The 22,311-nt window shown below is 54.1% G+C and carries 21 protein-coding genes; 2 read left to right on the plus strand and 19 right to left on the minus strand.

Going from position 1 to position 22,311, the window contains the following annotated elements:
* Nucleotides 1–7: 7 nt before the first annotated feature.
* From accD to leuC, 11 genes are all read right to left on the minus strand, one after another.
* Nucleotides 8–874 carry an acetyl-CoA carboxylase, carboxyltransferase subunit beta gene (accD, locus tag AACY82_RS04285; protein ID WP_339615529.1) on the minus strand — a complete coding sequence of 289 codons (867 nt, stop codon included), beginning with the start codon at nt 872–874 and terminating at the stop codon, nt 8–10.
* Between the two features lie 67 nt (nt 875–941).
* Nucleotides 942–1,751, minus strand: a complete 810-nt coding sequence (gene trpA, locus AACY82_RS04290) for a tryptophan synthase subunit alpha (RefSeq protein ID WP_339615530.1) — start codon at nt 1,749–1,751, stop codon at nt 942–944.
* Nucleotides 1,752–1,776: 25 nt separating this feature from the next.
* Entirely contained in the window at nt 1,777–3,003 is a 1,227-nt protein-coding gene (gene trpB / locus AACY82_RS04295; protein ID WP_339615531.1) for a tryptophan synthase subunit beta, read from the minus strand.
* 39 nt (nt 3,004–3,042) lie between these two features.
* Nucleotides 3,043–3,660: a phosphoribosylanthranilate isomerase gene (locus AACY82_RS04300; protein ID WP_339615532.1), complete on the minus strand. Its 618-nt coding sequence runs from the start codon at nt 3,658–3,660 to the stop codon at nt 3,043–3,045.
* A 75-nt stretch (nt 3,661–3,735) separates the two neighbouring features.
* Nucleotides 3,736–4,635, minus strand: coding sequence for a tRNA pseudouridine(38-40) synthase TruA (truA, locus tag AACY82_RS04305; RefSeq protein WP_339615533.1), 900 nt, complete (start codon nt 4,633–4,635; stop codon nt 3,736–3,738).
* Between the two features lie 115 nt (nt 4,636–4,750).
* Nucleotides 4,751–7,873, minus strand: a complete 3,123-nt coding sequence (locus AACY82_RS04310) for a FimV/HubP family polar landmark protein (protein ID WP_339615534.1) — start codon at nt 7,871–7,873, stop codon at nt 4,751–4,753.
* 341 nt (nt 7,874–8,214) lie between these two features.
* Nucleotides 8,215–9,324, minus strand: a complete 1,110-nt coding sequence (gene asd, locus AACY82_RS04315) for an aspartate-semialdehyde dehydrogenase (protein WP_339615600.1) — start codon at nt 9,322–9,324, stop codon at nt 8,215–8,217.
* 111 nt (nt 9,325–9,435) lie between these two features.
* Nucleotides 9,436–10,518, minus strand: coding sequence for a 3-isopropylmalate dehydrogenase (leuB, locus tag AACY82_RS04320; protein WP_339615535.1), 1,083 nt, complete (start codon nt 10,516–10,518; stop codon nt 9,436–9,438).
* Nucleotides 10,519–10,555: 37 nt separating this feature from the next.
* Nucleotides 10,556–10,867, minus strand: a complete 312-nt coding sequence (locus AACY82_RS04325; protein ID WP_339615536.1) for a hypothetical protein — start codon at nt 10,865–10,867, stop codon at nt 10,556–10,558.
* A gap of 34 nt (nt 10,868–10,901) precedes the next feature.
* Complete coding sequence (gene leuD, locus AACY82_RS04330; RefSeq protein WP_339615537.1) at nt 10,902–11,552, minus strand: 3-isopropylmalate dehydratase small subunit; 651 nt, start codon at nt 11,550–11,552, stop codon at nt 10,902–10,904.
* A 12-nt stretch (nt 11,553–11,564) separates the two neighbouring features.
* Nucleotides 11,565–12,992 (minus strand): 3-isopropylmalate dehydratase large subunit, encoded by a 1,428-nt coding sequence (gene leuC / locus AACY82_RS04335; RefSeq protein ID WP_339615538.1) that lies wholly within the window; start codon nt 12,990–12,992, stop codon nt 11,565–11,567.
* A gap of 171 nt (nt 12,993–13,163) precedes the next feature.
* On the opposite strand from leuC, the gene AACY82_RS04340 reads away from it, so the two are divergent.
* Entirely contained in the window at nt 13,164–14,042 is an 879-nt protein-coding gene (locus AACY82_RS04340; RefSeq protein WP_339615540.1) for a LysR family transcriptional regulator, read from the plus strand.
* Nucleotides 14,043–14,125: 83 nt separating this feature from the next.
* The gene (locus AACY82_RS04345) at nt 14,126–14,833 is read left to right on the plus strand and encodes a TIGR04219 family outer membrane beta-barrel protein (RefSeq protein ID WP_339615541.1); all 708 of its coding nucleotides are present in this window, start codon (nt 14,126–14,128) and stop codon (nt 14,831–14,833) included.
* A gap of 78 nt (nt 14,834–14,911) precedes the next feature.
* Here the strand turns inward: AACY82_RS04345 and AACY82_RS04350 are convergent, their stop codons facing one another.
* From AACY82_RS04350 to prmB, 8 genes are all read right to left on the minus strand, one after another.
* Nucleotides 14,912–16,264: an ATP-binding protein gene (locus AACY82_RS04350; protein WP_339615542.1), complete on the minus strand. Its 1,353-nt coding sequence runs from the start codon at nt 16,262–16,264 to the stop codon at nt 14,912–14,914.
* The gene (locus AACY82_RS04355; protein WP_339615543.1) at nt 16,255–16,959 is read right to left on the minus strand and encodes a winged helix-turn-helix domain-containing protein; all 705 of its coding nucleotides are present in this window, start codon (nt 16,957–16,959) and stop codon (nt 16,255–16,257) included. Before AACY82_RS04355 ends, AACY82_RS04350 begins: the two co-directional genes overlap by 10 nt.
* A complete protein-coding gene (locus tag AACY82_RS04360) occupies nt 16,944–17,369 on the minus strand; it encodes a DUF3019 domain-containing protein (protein WP_339615544.1) in 426 nt (141 codons plus the stop codon). The genes AACY82_RS04355 and AACY82_RS04360 overlap by 16 nt, the downstream gene beginning before the upstream one ends.
* Nucleotides 17,347–18,312 carry a MipA/OmpV family protein gene (locus AACY82_RS04365; RefSeq protein ID WP_339615545.1) on the minus strand — a complete coding sequence of 322 codons (966 nt, stop codon included), beginning with the start codon at nt 18,310–18,312 and terminating at the stop codon, nt 17,347–17,349. Before AACY82_RS04365 ends, AACY82_RS04360 begins: the two co-directional genes overlap by 23 nt.
* A gap of 168 nt (nt 18,313–18,480) precedes the next feature.
* On the minus strand, nt 18,481–19,260 hold the full coding sequence (locus tag AACY82_RS04370) for a rhamnogalacturonan acetylesterase (RefSeq protein ID WP_339615546.1): 780 nt from the start codon (nt 19,258–19,260) through the stop codon (nt 18,481–18,483).
* A 51-nt stretch (nt 19,261–19,311) separates the two neighbouring features.
* A complete protein-coding gene (locus tag AACY82_RS04375) occupies nt 19,312–20,094 on the minus strand; it encodes an amidohydrolase (RefSeq protein ID WP_339615547.1) in 783 nt (260 codons plus the stop codon).
* An 88-nt stretch (nt 20,095–20,182) separates the two neighbouring features.
* Entirely contained in the window at nt 20,183–21,283 is a 1,101-nt protein-coding gene (gene aroC / locus AACY82_RS04380) for a chorismate synthase (RefSeq protein WP_339615548.1), read from the minus strand.
* Nucleotides 21,284–21,374: 91 nt separating this feature from the next.
* Nucleotides 21,375–22,280: a 50S ribosomal protein L3 N(5)-glutamine methyltransferase gene (gene prmB, locus AACY82_RS04385; RefSeq protein ID WP_339615601.1), complete on the minus strand. Its 906-nt coding sequence runs from the start codon at nt 22,278–22,280 to the stop codon at nt 21,375–21,377.
* Nucleotides 22,281–22,311: the final 31 nt, after the last annotated feature.

Here is a 22,311-nt window from a genome sequence, read left to right on the forward strand (position 1 = left end):
GCGCCGTCTAGCTCGCCTCCGCTTGACGAGTAAATTTAGCCAACAAACCGGCCACTTTATCGCGCATTTGTGCGCGATGAATAATCATATCGATGGCGCCGTGCTCCAATAAAAACTCAGCGCGCTGAAAGCCCGGCGGCAGCTTCTGTCGAATGGTTTGTTCAATAATCGCGGGGCCGGCAAAACCGGCACGCGAGCCAGGCTCGGCCGCGTTAATGTCGCCCAATAGCGCCAGCGAGGCCGAGACACCACCGTACACCGGATCGGTCATGATAGAGAAATACGGCGTACCCTGCTGCTTTAAACGCTCGATAACGGCCGACGTTTTGGCCATTTGCATCAGCGAGATCAACGCCTCTTGCATACGGGCGCCGCCGGTAGCCGAAAAGCATACCAACGGGATATTCTCTTCTAGGGCGATTTTAGCTGCACGGGCAAAACGCTCGCCCACGACATACCCCATAGAACCACCGTGAAAAGCAAATTCAAAGGCGACCGCGACAACCGGCATGCCCTTTAGTTCGCCCTTCATGGCAACCAACGCATCTTTCTCACCAGTGGATTTTTGCGCGGCGCTCAGGCGATCTTTGTATTTTTTTACGTCTTTAAACTTTAAGCGATCAATCGGCTCGACATCGGTACCGATCTCTTGGCGACGATCTTCATCGAGAAAAATATCTAATCTACGCCGCGCACCAATACGCATATGGTGATCGCACTTAGGGCAGACATCGAGGTTTTTTTCCAGCTCTGGGCGGTACAGCACGGCAGAACACTTAACGCACTTCTTCCAAAGGCCTTCGGGCACTTTACTTGAGCCCTTTTTACCATCGGCACGCACAACGCTGGGAACCAGTTTCTCTAGCCAACTCATGGTTTAATCTCTTAATTGGGTTGCTTGTTTTGCAGGTATTTACCTAGCATCCGGACCGACATAACCTTTACAGGCGATCGAGGCCACGGCGAATATCACTAATGATAGCACCGACTGCGTCCGCAATCTTCTCGGGCGGCTGACCGGCGTGTTTACCCATCGCATCGACCAGCACACTACCGATCACGACACCATCAGCTAATCGCGCCACATTCGTGGCGGTCTCGGCATCTTTAATACCAAAACCAACACACAGCGGCAGTGACGTTAGCGCGCCAAACTCGTCGAGCTTGGCCTTAACGGCGTCAACATCCAAATGCCCGGCACCGGTAACGCCTTTAAGAGAGACGTAGTATAAAAAACCACTGGCGTTACTGGCCAAATGACGAGCCCGTTCGGGCGCGGTGGTCGGCGCCAACAAAAAGATATTATCAATATCACGCTGGGCCAGCTCAGACTTTAGCTCACCTAGCTCTTCCGGTGGTAAGTCGACCGTCAAAAGCCCATCAACGCCTACAGCCGCTGCACGCTCGGCAAAACGACTGTACCCCATGCGCTCAACCGGGTTGGCATAACCCATTAAAATAACGGGGGTAGTCGTATCGGTTTTGCGAAACTCGGCAACCAAATCAAGGGTGCCGGTTAAGCTTGTGCCAGACTCTAGGGCTCGCTCATGGCCCTGCTGAATCACTGGCCCCTCGGCCATTGGGTCAGAGAACGGCACACCTAGCTCAATAATATCGGCGCCAGCTTCGACCATTTTATGCATAGTGGGCAAACTGGCTGCCGGACTTGGGTCACCATTAACGATATAGGCAACCAGCGCTTTGAGGCCACGCGCTTGCAGTGCTTCAAATTGTTGACTGATTCGACTCATTAACATTTATCCAGTTGCGTTTGGGTCACACCGTGATGCCATCGATCTCGGCGACAGTGAGGATATCTTTGTCACCACGACCGGACAGATTAACGATAATAATCTGATCTTTGCTCATGGTCGGTGCGAGTTTTTCGGCATAGGCTAAGGCGTGCGAGCTCTCAAGTGCAGGCATAATCCCCTCGACTCGAGTGGTTTTACGGAAAGCATTAAGCGCCTCATCGTCGTTAATCGCGACATAATCTACCCGCCCTAAATCTTTCAACCAAGAGTGCTCTGGGCCCACCCCTGGATAGTCAAGACCTGCCGATACCGAGTGAGTCTCGATGATCTGACCGTTTTCATCTTCCATTAAGTAGGTGCGATTGCCGTGCAACACACCGGGCACGCCTTCATTTAGCGGTGCGGCGTGGCGTCCAGTCTCGACACCGTCACCACCCGCCTCGACACCGTACATGGCGACCGACTCATCGTTTAAAAACGGGTGAAACAATCCGATCGCATTCGAGCCGCCACCAACACAGGCAACCAGTGCGTCGGGCAAACGCCCGGTACGCTCCAGACACTGAGCGCGAGCTTCGCGACCAATAATAGACTGAAAATCACGCACTAACTGCGGGTACGGATGCGGACCCGCCACAGTACCAATAATATAAAAGGTATCGTCAACGTTGGTCGCCCAATCGCGCATCGCCTCATTCATGGCGTCTTTTAAAGTTTTTGAGCCAGAAGTGACCGGAATGACTTCAGCGCCCAACAGTTTCATACGATAAACATTCAGCGCCTGTCGGCGAACATCTTCGGCGCCCATATAAACTTGGCATTTAAGACCGAGCCGTGCCGCCACCGTTGCCGTGGCAACCCCGTGCTGTCCGGCGCCGGTTTCGGCGATGACTCGGGTCTTGCCGGTTTTTTTTGCCAGTAACGCCTGACCAATCGTGTTATTAACTTTATGTGCACCAGTATGATTGAGGTCTTCGCGCTTAAAATAAATTTGCGCGCCGCCTAATTCACGGCTCATACGCTCGGCGTGGTACAGCGGCGACGGCCGGCCAACGTAATGGGCCAGATCGCGGTCAAACTCTGCCTGAAATTCGGCATCGTCCTTTAAGCTGCTGTATATCTCCTGCAGCTCATCCAGTGCATAAATCAGCGTCTCGGAGACAAAGCGGCCCCCAAACTGGCCAAAGTGACCCGTCGCATCAGGAAAAGCGCTGTAATTTACCGCAGATTTCTGCTCTTTATCACTCACAGTTCAACTCACTTTTTACAGGGCGCCAGCGTGGCGCGCTTAATGTTTGGCGTTGGAGATAAATTCTGCAACTTTGGTTGGATCTTTAATACCGGGGCTCGCCTCGACGCCGCCGCTAACGTCAACGCCATAGCAGCCCGTAGCCGCAATGGCCTCGGCAACGTTAGCCGGACTCAAGCCGCCGGCCAGTACCACAGGGCGAGGGGGATTTGCCGGAACCCGCTGCCAGTCGAAGGTGGCACCGGTACCGCCGGGAACCCCCTTCTGATAGGCATCGAGCAGCAAACCTGCCGCCTGAGTATAGGGTTGCATCGCAGCCACAACATCCAAGTCTGGGCGCATTCTAATCGCCTTTAAATAGGGGCGTTCAAATTGCTCGCAAAACTCGGGGGTTTCACCGCCGTGAAACTGCAGCAGCTGCAGCGGTACTTCTCGCAACACTTGGTAGACCGTTTCTGCACTGGCATTGACGAACAGCCCAGTGACCGTCACTAACGGCCCCACGGCATAGGCAATCTCGCGGGCGCGGGCAATACTAACCGCACGCTTGCTGGGCTCGTAAAACACCAAGCCAATAGCGTCGGCGCCACAGGCAAGTGCATGCTCGGCATCGGCCACCTGAGTAATACCACATATTTTTACGCGCGAACTGTTCAACCGGATTACCCGCTATACAACCTTAATCGGTCAGCTATCGATAAGCTGCCGCAAAGGCCTGAATACTACCAGATTTTAATCATTTTTGCTGCCACCCGCGCGCGCCGCAAGCGCGCCCACAGGATCGACAAGAAACAACGGGCCCGGATTACCTCGCTCCAGTGCAAAACGATTTTCGTAATCCACCGCTACCAGGTACAAACCATTGGGGCGCGCGGTTGCTGCCGCCGCTGAGCGCTGTCGCGCCGCAAGCACATCGGCGGGCCAGGTAACGGGGCGAGCGCCCCGCCCCACCTCAAGCAGCACACCGACGATATTGCGCACCATATGATGCAAAAACGCATTGGCTTTTATTTCTAAGATAATTAAGTCACCCCGGCGAGACAGGTGCAAATGCTCGACCGTGCGTACCGGGCTGTGCGCCTGACACTGGGCAGCCCGGTAGGAGGTAAAATCGTGGGTGCCCACCAAGTACTGTGCGGCAATAACCATAGCGTCCACATCCAGCTTGTGGCGCACCCAGGTAACCTGATCGTGCAATAGCGCCGGCCGTGCATCGGCGTCACTCAACAAGTAGCGATAAGCCCGCGAGTGAGCACTAAAGCGGGCATGAAAATCATTGGGCACGGTACGTGCCCAGCGCACACCAACGCCATTAGGCAAATGGGGCCGGGCACCCAACACCCAGGCTTTGTCCGGCCGGCTTGCCTGAGTATCAAAATGCACCACCTGCCCGGTGGCGTGGACGCCGGCATCTGTTCTACCGGCACAGACTAACGTTACCGGTTCACAGGCGACTTTAGATAACGCTTTTTGCAAATAATCTTGCACCGTGGGCACGCCACCAGGCTGTACCTGAAACCCACGAAAATCGTAACCATTGTACTCAACACCCAACGCAACACGCTGCATCCCCTCGGGCCAAGGGGTACCGGGGGAGATCTCACAGTTGCGAGTATAATAGCGTTCGGGCATAGCGGGATTCTGCGATCAAAGGGTTAATGCGTAATGTCACAGACTTATGTCTGTACAAAAATAAAAAAGGCCCTGCGCACATAAGTGAGCAAGGCCTTAGTAACGATATCAGTGATTAGCTTTGCGCTTTATCCAGCAGGCTAAGCGCTTCGGCTTTTTGCTCTTCGTTACCCTCCTCCGACACTTCAGAGAGAATATCGCGAGCGCCATCTAAATCACCCATATCAATATAAGCACGAGCCAAGTCCAACTTAGTGGTGACCTCATCGCTATCTGTCAGAAAATCAAGATCTTCATCGTCGAGATCGGCATCGTCCGCATCCAGCTCTGGCAAGTCATCCAACTCTGACGCGTCGGCGGACGCTTCAGTATCCAAATCGCCCAGCGCCTGCTCGAACGTGTCGTCATCATCAAGACCGGCAGGCTCAGCAACAGTGTTATCAGCTGCAGCATCTAAGTCCGCCATATCTTCGTCCATCGAGGCCAGGTCAAAATCGTCCATAGCTTTATCTAAATCGAAGTCATCCGCATCGTCCTCGGCCAGATCTAAGGTGGGCACCTCTTCTTCGTCAGCGGCACCTTCGGCAAGTTCATCGCCTAGGTCAACCGATGCATGGCCGGCTTCCTCAGAGCTCGGATCATAGGGCTCGGGCTCAGAGTAGCTGGTCGCGGGCTCTTCTTCCGGCTCCAAATCGAGTGTTGTATCAAAGCTAAAGTCTTCATCTAACAGTGGTGCTTCATCGGTCAAAGACACACCATCTTCAGCGGATTTATCAGATTCATCGCTAATAGAGTCTAAATCGAACTCCAAATCATCAAGCTCGTCGGTGCTGGCGGTACTGCCAGATTCCGACTGTGACGCAAAAGAGTCTTCGACCGGCACCGTACTTCCTTCCGTGTCGCCTAACGTAAACTCAATATCGTCAAGGGGCTGCGAATCCTGCTGATCATCCTCCAGATCGAGAGCAAACACATCATCAGACTCGGCACTTTCGGGCTCATTGGCCACGGCGTCATCGTCTAAATCCAAATCAAATTCCAGCAGTGCGTCGTCAGTCGCACTGCCATCCTCGGACTCGAACGACAAATCGTAACGGCTAGACGATTCGTCCAGCTCTAACTCATCACTGGCCGCCGGGCTTGAGTCCATATCATCCAGCTGCAGCTCTTCGTCATCTTTTAACGCCGAGTCGTCTAGCTCGTCGGAAAGATCGAAATCGAAATCATCATCCAGGTCATCCGAGTTTGCACCGCCATCGGCAAGCGGAGCACTGTCATTAAGATCGAAGCTCTGGTCAAAATCAGACTCGACCACACTATCTTCTTGCTCTGTAGCGGACGAGGCCAGCCCGGTTGCCAAGGCGGCACCAGCGGCTGGCGCAACAAAATCGGCGGCACCTGGGAAGTACTGCACCCGCAAGCTGCTAGCGCGAGCAATACTGGCTTCATCGCCCTGCTCGACAATAGCGGCAAAGCGCGCGTCAAAGGAGTCAAGGTTATTGCTTTCGCCGTATGTTTCCAGCAATTTCAAGCTGATGGGCATAGAGCCCGGCTCGCGCTCAAGGGCCGACAACAGCATATCTTCGGCCTGCTCGTACTTGCCGAGAGCAATATAAATATCGGCTTCGCCAACCACATCGCCGGTTTCTGGCTCAACACTTTCGGCTGACTCATCGGCATCCGTTTCATCAAATAACGAATCGTCTAGAGCTCCCGCATCCATGTCACTGTCGGCCAGCTCGTTCTCAGGCTGAGTCTCGGCCTCTTCATAGGCGATAGGCTCATCGTAGTCTGGGGTGAAATCGTCACTCTCATCAACTGTAGAGCCGCGCTTACGCAACGCCAGCACAACCAATAGCCCGATTAACACCACGGCCAGAACAATCCACAAAAGATTATCCATGAGGGTGTCCATCAACGTGGGCTCAGGCGCGCGTCGCACGACCTTATTGGTATTGCGAACCGGCTCTTTCGCTTCAGGCTCAACTTTATCAGCTGGCTTGGCTGCCGTTTTTTCCGGCGCCGGCTTAACCGCAGAGCTGGATTCGGCAACACCGGTATCTTCAGCCGGCTTGGCGTCGTCAGTTACTGGCGTCGCAGCAGCGTCACTGAGATTCTCGTCAGCGTCGTTTTTCTGTTGCGCAGCCACTTCCAGTGCCCGCATTTGCTCGTTGCTGACCTCCAGCAAACGCTCCATGGTTTCGATTTGCTCTTCAAGGTCGCCCACCCGCGAGCGCAGCTCTGTGTTCTCACCGCGAGAGCGTGCAAGCTCGTCTTTAGTATCCGTCAGCTCACGCTCAAGCGCGGCGCTTCCAGCCGAGCCAGCGCCACCATTGCGGGCGGCATCATCAGAGCTATCGCTACCCGAGGCCAAACGCAATCGACCACTGACTTCGTCAGACGTGCGATTACTCGCACTATTGCGACCCGAGCCGTCAAGCTGAGCACCCATGGCGTTACCAGACCACTCGCGGTTCTGTTCGGCAACACGGCTAATCGCTTGGCGGTTATTGAGCTCGCGAACTTCACGCTCTGAGGGAATGCGCAACACCTGCCCTTTTTTCAGCAGGTTGATATTGTTGCGGATAAAAGCATCGGGGTTGGCTTTTTGAATCGCCAGCATCGTCTGATGAATAGAGGCGTTACCGGGGCGGTGATCGCGGGCGATCTCCCACAGGGTATCGCTGGCTTTAACCGGGCCGTAGACATCGCCTCCGGCACTGTCAGCCGATACGGCGCCGGAGTCGCTGCGCTGCCGTACCGGCTCATTCTTTACCGGTCGGCTTTTAGATTCTATTGGGGTAACACTGCCCTGAACCGGCGCAGCACTCTCGCCCGAGAAGGTAGGCAGATCAAGCAACAGGGTGTACTCGCGCATTACCCGACCACTGGTCCAGCGCATGTCGACCACAAAACTTAAGTAGGGCTCACGCACAGGGTCGCGGCTGGTAACCGCCACAAATGGGCCATTAGGACCATCGGTTACCACATTAAAGCGCAATTGTGTGTAAAAGAACGAACGCTCCAGACCAACTTTATCAAAGTCTTCTTGCGTCCCCAGCTTAATGACAATCTGCTCAGCGCTGAGATCACCAAGATCACGCAGGCCAATGTGAGCGTCAAGCGGCTGATTGAGAGACGAATTTAGCGATATGTCACCGAGCCCCAACGCCAACACAGAGCGCGAAACCAACAGTGATAAAACCCCAAGCAGTATTACCAGCTTACGAAGATGCATAGCATTTTCCTTTTATTGTCTCCCCCGGCCTCCTGACGACCACCCGCCATTGGACTTCCTGTCAGCCACATAGCTGTGGCGCGGCATACCCGAAAAATTGTTGTAATGAGGCTTTGCAACCTCGAATATTTCTTCACTAATAGCCGTAAGTATTCATTATAAATAGCTTTTTATCAATACTTAACCCAATCGCAGCCCTAGCTATTCACTCGCTTTTTACGCAAATTAGGCTCGCATTATTAAAAATGCATAAAAATGCGACGCCGTTCAACAAAAAAACCCCGACCCTATCTCAGATCGAGGCTTTGCTGGAACAGCCGAGATTAACCTCGGTGTCAGGATTAGCCGCTGCGTAGCACTTGCAACATGCGGCGCAGCGGCTCGGCCGCACCCCACAACAGCTGGTCACCCACAGTAAAGGCGTTGAGGTACTCGCCCCCCATGCTAAGTTTACGCAAACGCCCTACGGGAACGGTCAGCGTGCCCGTTACCGCGGTGGGAGTCAGATCGCGCAAAGTTGACTCTTTATCGTTAGGCACCACTTTAGCCCACTGATTGTGGCCGGCAATCATTTGCTCGATTTCATCCAGCGGCACGTCTTTTTTCAGCTTAATGGTCAAAGCCTGCGCGTGACAACGCATGGCGCCAATGCGCACACAGGTTCCATCCAGCGGGATCGGATTGCCATCGTTACCTAAAATCTTATTGGTTTCGGCTTGAGCCTTCCACTCTTCGCGGCTCTGGCCGTTTTCGAGCTGGCTATCAATAAACGGTAAAACACTGCCGGCCAATGGTGCGCCAAAGTTTTCGGAGGGGAAGTCACCCGAGCGCATAGTGGCCGCCACTTTGCGATCCAACTCTAAAATAGCCGAGGCCGGATCGGCCAATTCGCTGGCAACGCCATCGCGAATAGTGCCCATTTGCTCGATCAGCTCGCGCATGTTGCGCGCGCCAGCACCCGATGCGGCCTGGTAAGTCATGGACGTTGCCCACTCAACCAGGTTATTGGCAAACAAGCCGCCAAGGCCCATTAGCATTAAGCTCACAGTGCAGTTGCCGCCGATGTAATTTTTAACGCCGCGAGCCAAACCATCTTTAATCACGTCGAGGTTGACCGGGTCGAGAACAATCAGCGAATCTTTATCCATGCGCAAGCTTGAGGCGGCATCAATCCAATAGCCATCCCAGCCAGCACCACGCAGATCGGCAAATACAGCTTTGGTGTAATCGCCACCCTGACAAGAGATAATCGCATCCAGTTGCTTCAGATCATCAATAGAGAAAGCGTCTTTTAGCGGTGGCAAACCCTCGGCCACGTTAGGCGCTTCGCCACCCACATTAGAGGTGGTAAAGAATACCGGCTCAATACCGTCAAAATCGTTTTCCGACTGCATGCGCTCCATCAGGACAGAACCGACCATGCCGCGCCAACCTACAAAACCTACTTTCATCATTTGACTCTCTTTTTAACTCTTTGTTGAATTAAAGCGTTCATCGGGCGCCTTGTGAGCACCCGCGAAGGCCCTATATTTTGCCGCAAATAGCCACTGGCTGCAAATTGATCAATTCTGATACAGCGCCGCTAACACCGCATCACCCATTTCACGAGTGCCAACTTTGGTGCTACCGGGGGTGTAAATATCGGCCGTGCGTAAACCCTGATCCAGCACCTTACCAACCGCGGCTTCAATGGCATCCGCGCTCTGGGTAAAGCCCAGCGAGTAGCGCAACATCATCGACGCTGACAAAATAGTCGCCAGTGGATTGGCGATGCCCTGCCCGGCTATATCCGGTGCCGAGCCGTGACACGGCTCGTACATACCGCGTCCTTGTTTATCCAGTGAGGCCGAGGGAAGCATGCCGATCGAACCTGTCAACATTGCGGCCGCATCAGACAAAATATCGCCAAACATATTGCCCGTTACCAGCACGTCAAACTGCTTGGGCGCGCGCACTAACTGCATCGCGGCGTTGTCGACGTACATATGCGACAGCTCAACATCCGGGTACTCGGGCGCCAATCGGTCCATGACTTCACGCCACAAAATAGTGGCCTCTAGCACATTAGCTTTATCCACCGAGCAGACTTTTTTGTTGCGCTTGCGCGCCATTTCAAACGCGGTGCGCCCAATACGTTCGATTTCACTCTCGGAATATTTATAGGTGTTATAGCCTTCTCGTTCGCCATTTTCTAATGTACGAATCCCCCGCGGCTCGCCAAAGTAAATACCTCCGGTCAGCTCCCGCACGATTAAAATGTCCAACCCGGAGACAACCTCAGGCTTTAAGCTCGACGCCTCGACCAACTGCGGATACAAAAGTGCGGGGCGCAAATTGGCGTACAACTCCAGTGACGAGCGAATTTTCAGCAAACCGCGCTCGGGCCGAATCGCGCGATCAATAGTATCCCACTTGGGGCCACCGACAGCGCCTAGCAAAATGGCGTCGCACTCGCGAGCGCTGGCAACTGCCGCATCGGTTAACGGCTCGCCGTGGGCATCAATAGAGGCTCCGCCAATCAACTCGTCAACAAATTCCAGCTGCAATTTATCGTGTTCATTGACTGCATCCAGCACACGACGCGCCTGGGCAACAATCTCGGGGCCAATGCCGTCACCCGGCAAAATCATAATTTTTTTAGTCACGCTTACTCCTGGTTATTTTGGGCTCGCCTGAGGGCAGTTACACCACCGACGCGCCGTAAATCTCAACAATTTTGTCGTCTTGCGCCACTGGCGAAAACAACTCCCACTCAATCCCGTTTGCGTCTATCTCACTGGAAAAGCCCTGGGCCTCATCACACTCAAACCCAAGGTGACGCAACTGACCGGCCCGCTCGGGAATTTCATTAATAGAAAAATTTAAGGTATCGGTACGCCACATAGCGTACTTGCCGGGCACCACGGCGCTAGGCTTACCACCTAAGCGCCGGGAGTAGTCGGCAATCGACGCGGTTAAATCTTTTACCGCCAAAGCAATATGAAAACGCTTCACAGAACACTCCTTTGTCATTATTTAAACGCCAGCGTCAATTTTTAACTGCATCAAACAACCAGGGCGCACTGGCGCGGCGCTCGGCCTCGTATGTTTTAATACTGTCGGCCTGTTCGAGAGTGAGGCCAATATCATCCAACCCTTGCAGCAGGCAGTGCTTGCGAAATTCGTCCACCTCAAAACTAAACGCTTCGCCGCCAGGGGTTACAACCTGTTGCGCCGGCAAATCGATGGTTAACTCATAGCCTTCACAGGCGTACAACTCGTCAAACAGGCGATCGACCACAGCTTCACTTAACACCAGCGGCAAAAGGCCATTTTTAAAACAATTGTTGTAAAAAATATCGGCAAAGCTCGGGGCTATTACACAGCGAAACCCGTAATCGTCCAGCGCCCAGGGCGCGTGTTCGCGCGAGGAGCCACAGCCAAAGTTTTTGCGCGTCAACAAAACACTGGCACCTTGGTAGCGCGCCTGGTTTAACGCAAACTCTGGGTTAAGTGGCCGGCCGGTACACTCTTGGTCGGGCTGACCTTCGTCTAAATAGCGCAACTCATCAAACAAGTTTTTGCCAAACCCAGTGCGTTTAATAGACTTTAAAAACTGCTTGGGAATAATCATATCGGTATCGACATTGGCGCGATCCATAGGCGCCACAACACCGGTTATTGTCGTAAAGCTTTTCATGTTTCTCTCCGGTTAGCTACGCACAAATTCGCGAACATCAACAAAGTGGCCGGCCACACCAGCGGCCGCGGCCATTGCCGGACTGACCAAATGGGTGCGCCCGCCGTACCCCTGGCGCCCTTCAAAGTTGCGGTTTGAAGTAGAGGCACAGTGCTCACCGGCACCGAGCTTATCGGCGTTCATGGCCAAGCACATTGAGCAGCCCGGCTCGCGCCACTCAAAACCGGCCGCCTCAAAAATTTTATCCAAGCCTTCGGCTTCGGCTTGAGCTTTCACCGTACCCGAACCCGGCACCACCATCGCCTGTTTAACGCTAGTGGCTTTTTGGCGGCCTTTTACCACCTCGGCGGCGGCGCGAATATCTTCGATGCGCGAATTGGTGCAAGAGCCAATAAACACACGGTCGAGTTTAATGTCGGCAATTGCCTGGCCAGCAGTCAGCCCCATATATTCCAACGCGCGCTGCATTCCCTCGCGTTTTACCGCGTCGGACTCATCGGCGGGATTAGGCACCGCCGCACTCACATCCACCACCATATCGGGCGACGTCCCCCAGCTAACCTGCGGCAAAATATCTGCGCCATCTAACTCGACCACCTCATCAAAGTGGGCGCCCGCGTCTGAGACTAAATCGCGCCACGCGGCCACGGCTTTATCCCAGTTTTCGCCGGTAGGCGCATAGGGGCGACCTTTGACATACTCAATCGTCGTATCATCGACAGCCACCATACCGGCGCGCGCGCCAGCCTCAATGGCCATATTGCACACGGTCATGCGACCTTCCATGCTCATATCGCGAAACACCTCACCGGCAAACTCAACCGCATAGCCGGTGCCGCCGGCTGTGCCAATTTTGCCGATAATAGCCAGCACCACATCTTTTGCGGTAACACCCGCGCCGAGCTTGCCGTTAACATCAATACGCATGTTGCCCATTTTTTTAGCGACCAAGCACTGAGTGGCCAGTACATGCTCCACCTCGCTGGTGCCGATGCCATGAGCCAAGGCCCCCAAGGCGCCATTGGTCGCCGTGTGGGAGTCGCCACACACCACTGTCATGCCCGGCAAACACGCGCCCGACTCGGGCCCAACCACATGCACAATACCCTGGCGACGGTCATTGATCTTGTACTCTACAATGCCAAACTCGTCGCAGTTGTCATCCAGCGTTTGTACCTGAATAAGTGACACCGGATCTTCGATGCCGCTGACGCCCGAGGCGCGCTCTTTAACGGTGGTAGGCACATTGTGATCGGGTGTTGCTAACACAGAGTCGACTCGCCAAGGCTTGCGCCCTGCTATACGCAGCCCCTCAAAGGCTTGCGGTGACGTTACTTCATGGACGATGTGGCGATCGATATAAATCAACGCTGAGCCATCGTCGCGCTGTTGTACAAGGTGGGCATCCCAGAGCTTGTCGTAAAGAGTTTTTGCGGCCATGTTGTCCTCGTTTGTGCGGTTCACGGTGCGATTTAAGAGAGCCTCTCACTCTAAGGTGAGATCGGATATACCGGCATATTTTGTAAGATCAATAATAGAGCCCACTCACAAATAAAACAAATTCATATTTTTTATATTTTCCATTCCATAAGGGAATGGTATTCTTGCCTGATGGATACGCAACACCTCACCACATTTATCACCATCGCCGAGACCGGCTCTTTCTCGGAGGCGGCCAATCGCTTACACCTCACCCAACCGGCGATCAGTAAGCGCATCGCCCTACTGGAGGGGCAATTAGATAAAAAACTGTTTGATCGGTTTGGCAAACATATCCACCTGACCCCCGCCGGACGAGTGCTACTGCCTCATGCGCGGCAAATACTGCAAAGCGTTGGCGACGCCAGCCGGGCGCTCACCGACCTCGACGGCGACGTCAGCGGGCCGCTCAGCATCGCCACCAGTCACCATATTGGCCTCCACCGCTTACCCGATGTGCTTAGTGAGTTCTCTCATAAATTTCCCCAGGTGCACCTCGACCTGCACTTTCTGGACTCCGAAAAAGCACTTCTGGCGGTTGAACAAGGCGAGTTTGAGTTAGGCGTCATTACCTTGGCCGAGAACATCGGCACACATATGGCCGAGCTGCCCGTCTGGCAAGACACCTTAGAGTTCGTCTGCGCGACCAATCATCCGCTGGCACAACGCGCGCACTTGCAGTTGAGCGACTTGTGCGACGTGCAGGCCATCGCTCCAGACAACAACACTCACACCACACGGCTGATTCAAAAACTGTTTGATCGCCGGGACTTAACCCTCAACATATCCATGGTCACCAACCACTTAGACACCATCAAAATGATGGTGTCTATCGGCCTGGGTTGGGGAGTTTTACCTCGCTCAATGATCGACGCCGGCTTAACCATTCTCGATTTACAGCTACCTCCACTGACGCGGCAACTCGGTGCGGTATTTCACACTAAACGCAGCCAAAGTAACGCCGCGCAAAACTTTTTAACGGTTTTACAAAGCTCAACACAAGCGCGCTGATCGAGACTGTTTTAGCGAATGCCACAATGCTATGATCCCGCAATTGCTCGTTCCACTCCGCTAGTTACCGCAAGGACTTTACCATGAGAGCTATTTTTGCCACGCCACTTGCCGCCCCTTTGGTCGCGTTATGCATAAGCGCCACAGCCCACGCAGACGCGATTGGTGTAAAAGGCGATATTGGTTTGTGGCGCTCTGATTACGCAGGCGACATTGGCAGCGCGTCGACCTCTGTGGGCTCGCTCGGTTACACCGATGAAACCAATCGTTTTCTGCACATCTCCGTAGAGCACCCTATTCCGCTGATTCCAAATTTTCGCGTCGGCTACACCGATATTAACGCCGGACGCTCAGTCGAATGGGAGGGCGGCAGCGCCAGCTCGACCATTGAGCTAACGCATCTCGATAACACCGCTTACTATGAGGTTTTAGACAACTGGGTGAGCATCGACCTTGGTTTGTCGCTACGCATCTACGATGGTCGCATTAGCTTAGCCACACCTAACACCAACGAGAGCATGAAAGTCGATGACGTTTTACCAATGGGGTATTTGCTAGTGGAAGCGGAACTACCTTTTACCGGCTGGTCGGCGGGAGTTGAAGGAAACTATACCGACTTTAGCGACTACCAGGTAACTGATTACACCCTTAAGCTGCGCTACCTTTTTGACTCACTGGTGGACTTAGGGGTTGAGTTTGGTTACCGCAATCAAGCGCTTAATATTGATCAAGGTATCGGCGCCGACTTAACCTTAGATGGCCCCTACGCGGCGTTTGCCTTTCACTTTTAAAACCGCCGATGAGCCGATGATGGGCCAGTAAAAGTGCGACGCTAAAAAAAGCCCAGACAAAATATTGTCTGGGCTTTTTTATTGGGCAACTGGTTGAGCCGGTGGATCATCAGGTTCAGGCCAGCGCAACGTAAAGCACGCCCCCCCTAAAGCCTGACTACGGGTCACCATAACCGTACCACCATGCCAATCGACAATACGCTTAACGATTGCCAACCCCAAGCCAAACCCTTGACTGTCACGGGAGGGCTCTTGATGCAACCGAACAAACGAATCAAACACCCGCGCGCAATCGTCATCGGCGATACCCGGCCCATCATCTTCTACCGTTACCCAATAACTGCCACTGTCATAGGCTAACGTCACCTGCACCTGAGTGTCGGCATATTTTGCCGCATTTCCCAATAGGTTTTGCAGTACGCGCTCAAACAAGTTCCACTCGCAACAGACACGCTTACCGGCCAACTGGTCGTCAAGATGAAACACCGGCATTCGCGTCGCGGCCGCTGTACCTCGCCTGATGAGATTATCGGTCAAGCCCTCCACCAAGGCACGCAGTGCTCCGGGGGCACCCGCTTGCAAGGTGAGCGCCTGCGTTTGGGTTTCAAAGCCGGCGTAATTTAACAATTGATTGATCAGGGCATCCATCTGCGCGACATCGGTGCGCAAGTTAACTATTTGTCGCTGACGCTGCTCTGCGGAAATGTCCCCTTCCGACAACTCTAACGCGAATTTCATACGCGCCAACGGGGTGCGCAACTCATGAGAAACCGCATAGGTCATCTCCCGATAAGACGCCAGCAACTCATCGATACGCTGCTGCATACGATTAAATTCTTGCGACAAACTGTACACCGCCGAGCGTGGACTAAGCCGCACTCGCGCGCCCATGTCAGCCCGACCGACAAGGCGCGCCTGAGCTTGCAGCGAGCGCAAATCACGCACCAAAGGCCAAATCCACAAATAAATAACCAGTGCCAAAAGCAGGTAAAAAATCACCAACAACAACCGGTACCACACTCCTTGCTCGGGTTCCGCCGGCAACACCAAACGCACCACTAAATCGGTATTGCGCAAGCGGTAATACACTTGACGCTGCTGCTCGGCAGTTAACACCACCGGGGTACCCGCAAGAATCTCTTGCTTCAGGCTGGAGTCCGCGAGATCAGACAGTTGATAGGCGTGGGCTGGCAGCGCCAGCTTATCAAGCTGACCGCGCAACGCCACTATCGGTGTCGCACCCGCTTGCACAGCGGCAATGACATTGGTTTCAAGCAAGGTAAAAAATGCGCGATTAATGGGGTCTGGCCGCTCGGGGTTAGTCACCGACAAATACAGGCGATCGAGCCCCCAGCCGGCCCCTAAAATAACGAGTACGACAATTAAATAAAGCGTTAAAAAAGTGCGCCCAAGCAAAGCACTTATTCCCACGCGTCGGCCACCAACATATAGCCGCGCCCCCACACCGTTTTTATACGCGTAGGGTTATCGCTATTATCACCAAGCTTTTTGCGTAAATGCGAGACTCGGACATCCACGGTGCGATCCAGCCCATCATAGGGGCGCTGACAAATCGTGGTAAATAAATACTCCCGGCTAAGCACCTTGCCCGCTTGGCGCGCCAGTGTTAACAACAAATCGTACTCGTGGCTAGACAGTGGCACTGGCTCCCCGGCAAACTGAACCTCTCGAGCGTGAGTGCGCAACTTTAACTGCCCTATTGTGACATCACCGGTGTCCACAGGCTCGCGATTAGAGCGGCGCAAAAGTGCGTGAATACGCGCGAGTAATACCCGAGGCTCCGCGGGTTTAATAACATAATCATCGGCGCCGACCTCAAACCCGAGCACCTGATCGGCATCGGCATCGCGAGCGGTTAACATCAGCACTGGCCCTTCATAGTTGGGGCGAATTTCTTTGCAGATGCTAATGCCATCTTTGCCTGGCAGCATTAAATCCAAAATCACAATATCCGGCTGCAGGTTTTGCACTTGACGGGGCACATTCAATCCGTGGGACTCAACCACAACCGTGAAGTCATTGGCTTGCAAAAAATCTTTTACTAAACCGGCCAGACGTTCATCATCTTCGGCTAACAGCACCACACTCATCAAAAAAAACTCCATGGATTACGCCGCCGACGACGGTAGCGTTTGGCGTCGGCGACGACCTCAAAAGCGCGACTGGCAACCACCTGCCGGCCGCTCGCCTCAACCAGTTGAAATTGCACATCACTTTCAGCCTCTAGCACAGAGGTGTGGCTACCGGAGCGTGTCTGTTGCCAACAATCAAGCGGGTCGGGCTCGCCGGATTCATACAGACACAGCGAACGACTGTGCGGCGCGCGCCAGTTTATCTTTACCTGATCGCGGCAGACGCTTTCACCTTCGGCCAGCACACATAAGCTTGGTTGAACAATTAACTCCACAGCGCCATTGTCTGACGCCGCGTACACCGGAACCACCGCTAACAGCGTGATGCCAATACCCAACACCAGCGCCGGCAAGTGCGGACTAAAAATGGTAAATACCCCCAATAAATACCGTGCTCGAACCGCTGCGATCAACCAGAGGACTGTCTTTAATGGCGCTGCCAAACCACTTTTGGTGGAGCGTCGCCTGCAACGTCCAGCGCTTGCTTAAGGGCCGGCGCCAGTCGAGCCGAAGATACGGGGTGACACTATCGTCAGCTTGATACTGTAACTCGGGGGCTTGCTCCACTTCTCCGGCATCCAACCCATAGTAGTAGTCCACCAACTCATCGCTCTGCCACACCAACCCGCCAGCTATTGTGTACTCATTTTGCCCTTGCTGAAAACGATGATCGGCCCCAAAGCGAACCTCTTGCCCGCCGTGCACCGCAATTAAGTCACTCAAAGCCTGCAGGCTAAGTCCAGTGTTTTGATAGTAAACGCTGTATTCCAGGCCACCCAAAACCGCCATCCGGCGAGGACTCAAATTATCCAGCGTGACTAGATCACCCCGCTCACTGGTAGCATTTACCGTTTTGTGAAAAAACTCACTGGGGCCGTCTTTGTCGGTGGTATTAGGCGTGTTGGTGTTGTCTTCGGGGACGATCATATCGTCGGTAACATTTTGCTCTGACGGAGCGGCACTGAGGGCATAGCTGCCACCCGCGCCTTCAATCACAAAATTACCCAGTGACAGATCATTGAAATACATATGATCGAGCCCTAAGGTCGACACCAATGACAGTGACTGACGCGGAGTCTCAAGCAGTGTAAAACCTACCGTGGTGGTATCAAAAAAGAACCGCTCACCGTAGTAGCTGGCCTGGGGTAACAGCAATATCGGAATATCGTCGCCACCCACCAATGGGTTAGTACGTCCGCCCAAGCCAACACCTAAGGACACCTGCCATTCACCAACGGCAATGCAATCACTCGGATGTTCTTGGCAATGCGGGTCCGCAGCACCCGCTATGGGCACCCAAAACAGCGCAGACAATAGCCCCGCCATAAGCCACGCTCTGCGCATCAGGTTCAAGATTGCCCCCACATCACTACCTCAATCACCGTTAACATAACTCCACTTCGGGCTCTTTGCGCCGAAATCCCTTCACTATAAGAAAAATTGTGAGGATATAGCTACTAAATCACCCGGCGGTTTTGTAACAGATTGTAATAACTAGCGTTTTAAGTGTTTTGGATCGGGGGTGCGCAGACGGCTCGCCAGCGGGTGTTGTTGGCGCTTGAGCTCTGTCAACACCAACTGTGCGACCTCGCGGGCACCTAAGTGATTCAAGTGCGTGTCGTCGCTCACCCCTATAGGGTAGTTGGGGTGCAAATCAGCGGCAATATGCATAAAGCGCAGCGCCGATAAATCATCACCCATTGCCTGAAAGTACTCACGAGTGATCGCCTCCATATCGAGAAAGGTCACTTTTTGCTCGCGCGCTACGTCGCGCACCAAATCGGCGTATACCCCATGGGTAGGCTCGATCACACCTTGCTCGTTAAAATAGCGGCGAGTGATGGGGGTCAGCAAAATAGGCTCTGCGCCCTTGCTGCGTACATCCGCCACAAAACCGGTTAAATTCGCCTGAAAGTCTTTGGGTGGCGTATAACGATCTTTTTTATGCTCGGACTGATCATTGTGCCCAAACTGGATAAACACATAATCATCTGAGCTTAGCTCGTCCATAATGCTCTGCCAGCGACCTTCGCTTTTAAACGTGCGCGTACTGCGGCCGTTGCGCGCGCGGTTATCCACTACCAGGTGCTCGTCAAAAAAATAACTGAAAGGAACGCCCCAGCCGGTTTCGGGGTAATCCTTAACCTCTTTAATCGACATGGTCGAATCGCCAGCCATAAATACGTGAGTCATCTTATTTGTCGGCTTAACCTCGGCAGCATGGGTCAGCACACTTACCAACAACACAAAAAAAACAGCAAAAATACGGAGCATTATTAACCTCTCTTTAGGGTTTGTCGTTATTGAATTATTGTTATGGGAGCGTTAGTCAATTACCAGAGAAAACTCATCGCCATCGAGGTGCGCAGGAAACCTTGCGCGATAATCGCGAAGCGCCGCTTCGCTCAGTTGTGCCGTGATTACCGACGCCTGATCACCAGCCTCGACCAACAATTCTCCCTCGGGCGAAAACACCACACTGCCCCCGGCGTAAGCTTGCTCGTAGGCATCGTGCCCGACTCGGTTTACGCCGATAACATAAGCTTGATTTTCAATAGCGCGAGCCTTTAAAAGCGAGCGCCAATGATCGTGTCGCGCTGCGGGCCAATTGGCCACATAGAGCGCCAGGTCATAATCATCGCGGTTGCGACTAAACACCGGAAAACGCAAGTCGTAACACACTTGCGCCAGCACCCGCCACGAGCCAAGGGTAAATATGCAGCGCTGGCGACCGGCGCGATAGCGCTCGTGCTCACCGGCCATGCGAAATAAGTGGCGCTTGTCGTAATACTGCAGAGGCTTATCGGGGGCGGCCCACAGCAGACGGTTGCAATGAGCATTGGCATCGTTAAACACCACTGAACCTGTCACCACAGCATTGTAGTGGTTAGCGTGCCGAGCGAGCCACTGACTAACCGGGCCGGCAGCGGTTTCGGCGTGTTGCCGTGCGCGGGGATGAAAACCGGTGGTGAACACCTCCGGCAGCACAATCAAATCGAGCGGATCAGGGCAATTCGCGGCCATTTGCCGCTCAAGAGCGGTCAAATTGGCCGCACTATCGTCGGGGATAATATCGCTTTGAATCAACGCCACACGTAAGTCAGACATATCGCCTCCCATAAAACTCACGGGGACTATAACATGGGCAAACCAAGCGATAACGGATTCAGCCCGATGTTATCGCCCCGGGCGCTAATCAGTCACGCTGCGCTGGGATATGCGGAATATTGTGCTCTACCCCACCGTTTTGGCCACGCTGGCGCAGTGCGTGATCCATCACCACCAACGCCAGCATCGCCTCGGCGATGGGCGTGGCGCGAATACCCACACACGGATCGTGACGGCCAGTGGTGACCACCTCAACCGGGGCGCCGTAAACATCGACACTGCGGCCGGGAATTCGCAAACTGGAGGTCGGCTTTAACGCCATGTGCGCGATAATATCCTGCCCGGTTGAGATACCGCCCAGCACACCGCCGGCATTATTAGAGGCAAACCCCTCAGGCAAAATCTCATCGCGGTGCTCAGTGCCCTTTTGCGCAACACTGGCAAAGCCGGCGCCTATCTCTACCCCTTTAACGGCGTTAATGCTCATCAGCGCGTGGGCGATGTCAGCATCTAAGCGGTCAAACACCGGCTCGCCCAGACCGGGCGCTACACCACTGGCCACCACGGTGATTTTGGCTCCTACCGAGTTGCCCTCTTTGCCCAGCGCTTTCATGTACGCTTCCATCTCGGGTACTTTACTGGCATCGGGGCAAAAGAACGGGTTGTTGGCAATCTCAGCCCAATCGACCGACTCGATAGCGATAGGGCCTAACTGCGACAAGTAACCGCGTATCTCAACACCGTAAGTCGCCTTTAAATACTTTTTAGCAATCGCACCCGCCGCCACACGCATGGCGGTCTCACGCGCTGAGCTGCGCCCGCCGCCGCGATAGTCGCGCACGCCATATTTGTGCATATAGCTATAGTCGGCGTGGGCGGGACGAAACTGATCTTTAATATTGGAGTAGTCTTTCGAGCGCTGATCGGTGTTCTCGATCAACAGGCCGATAGGGGTGCCGGTGGTTTTACCTTCAAACACGCCCGACAAAATCTTAACCTGATCCGCCTCGCGGCGCTGGGTGGTATAGCGCGACTGACCCGGCTTGCGGCGATCTAAATCCAACTGGATATCGTCTTCGGTCAGGGGCAATCCGGGCGGGCAACCATCAACGATGCAGCCAAGGGCCAAGCCGTGGCTCTCGCCAAAGGTTGTGACGGTAAAGAGTTTGCCAAAACTGTTGCCGGACATAGCGGTTCCATTACGGTAGACGAATTAAAGGGCCAGTATTATACGTAAATTACCAGTCGATGTATTGCCATAAACAAGGATATCGGCCAGCTTAGCGGCCCGCCTGAGCCACCAGGGCCTCGCGGGTGATGACAAACACCCCGTGGCCGCCGCGGGCAAACTCGACCCACTGAAAATCCAGCTCGGGGTAAGCCTGGGCTAAGGCCTGCGCGCTATTGCCCACCTCGACCACAAGAACACCGCCGTCGTTCAAATAATCCGGCGCCTCAGCCAGTAAACGGCGGGTAAAATCTAAGCCATCAAATCCCGACCCCAAACCAATGTCCGGCTCGGCGTGAAACTCCGCTGGCATCGCGACTAAATCGTCGGCGTCCACATAGGGCGGATTGCTAACAATTAAATCAAAGCAGCGCCCGTCCACGGCGGCAAATAAGTCGCCTTCAGCCGTGACCACTTGCCCGGCCAAACCGTGCTCGGCAATATTACTCTCGGCGACCGCCAATGCATCCGCACTGATATCGCTAAGCACCACCTCGGCATCGGGAAACTGATAGGCACAAGCAATACCGATACAACCGCTGCCAGTGCATAAATCCAACACATACTCGGGCGCGCCCGCAAGCCAGGGCGCAAAGCCCGCTTCGATCAGCTCGGCAATGGGCGAGCGCGGCACTAGCACCCGCTCGTCGACATTAAAATCCAGCCCACAAAAACGCGCACGTCCGGTTAAGTAGGCGGCGGGCACGCGGCGCTCAATCCGCTCAGCGATAAGCGCCAACACGCGGGATTTTTCGGAATCCGTCAGACGCGCATCCAGCACATGGGGGTTTTCAAAACCCAGCAAATGAATCGCTGCCAACACCAGTTGAGCTGCCTCGTCCCAGGCGTTGTCAGTGCCGTGGCCAAAAAACACACCAGCTTGATTAAAGCAGCTGGCGCCGTAGCGGATAAAGTCACGCACCGTAAAAAGCGCGGCGCGGGCGTCGTTAGTTTGCACTTGGTTAGCTTGCTGCACAGCGTCATTACCT

It is taken from the genome of uncultured Gilvimarinus sp., from assembly GCF_963972205.1.
GTDB classification, from domain to species: domain Bacteria; phylum Pseudomonadota; class Gammaproteobacteria; order Pseudomonadales; family Cellvibrionaceae; genus Gilvimarinus; species Gilvimarinus japonicus.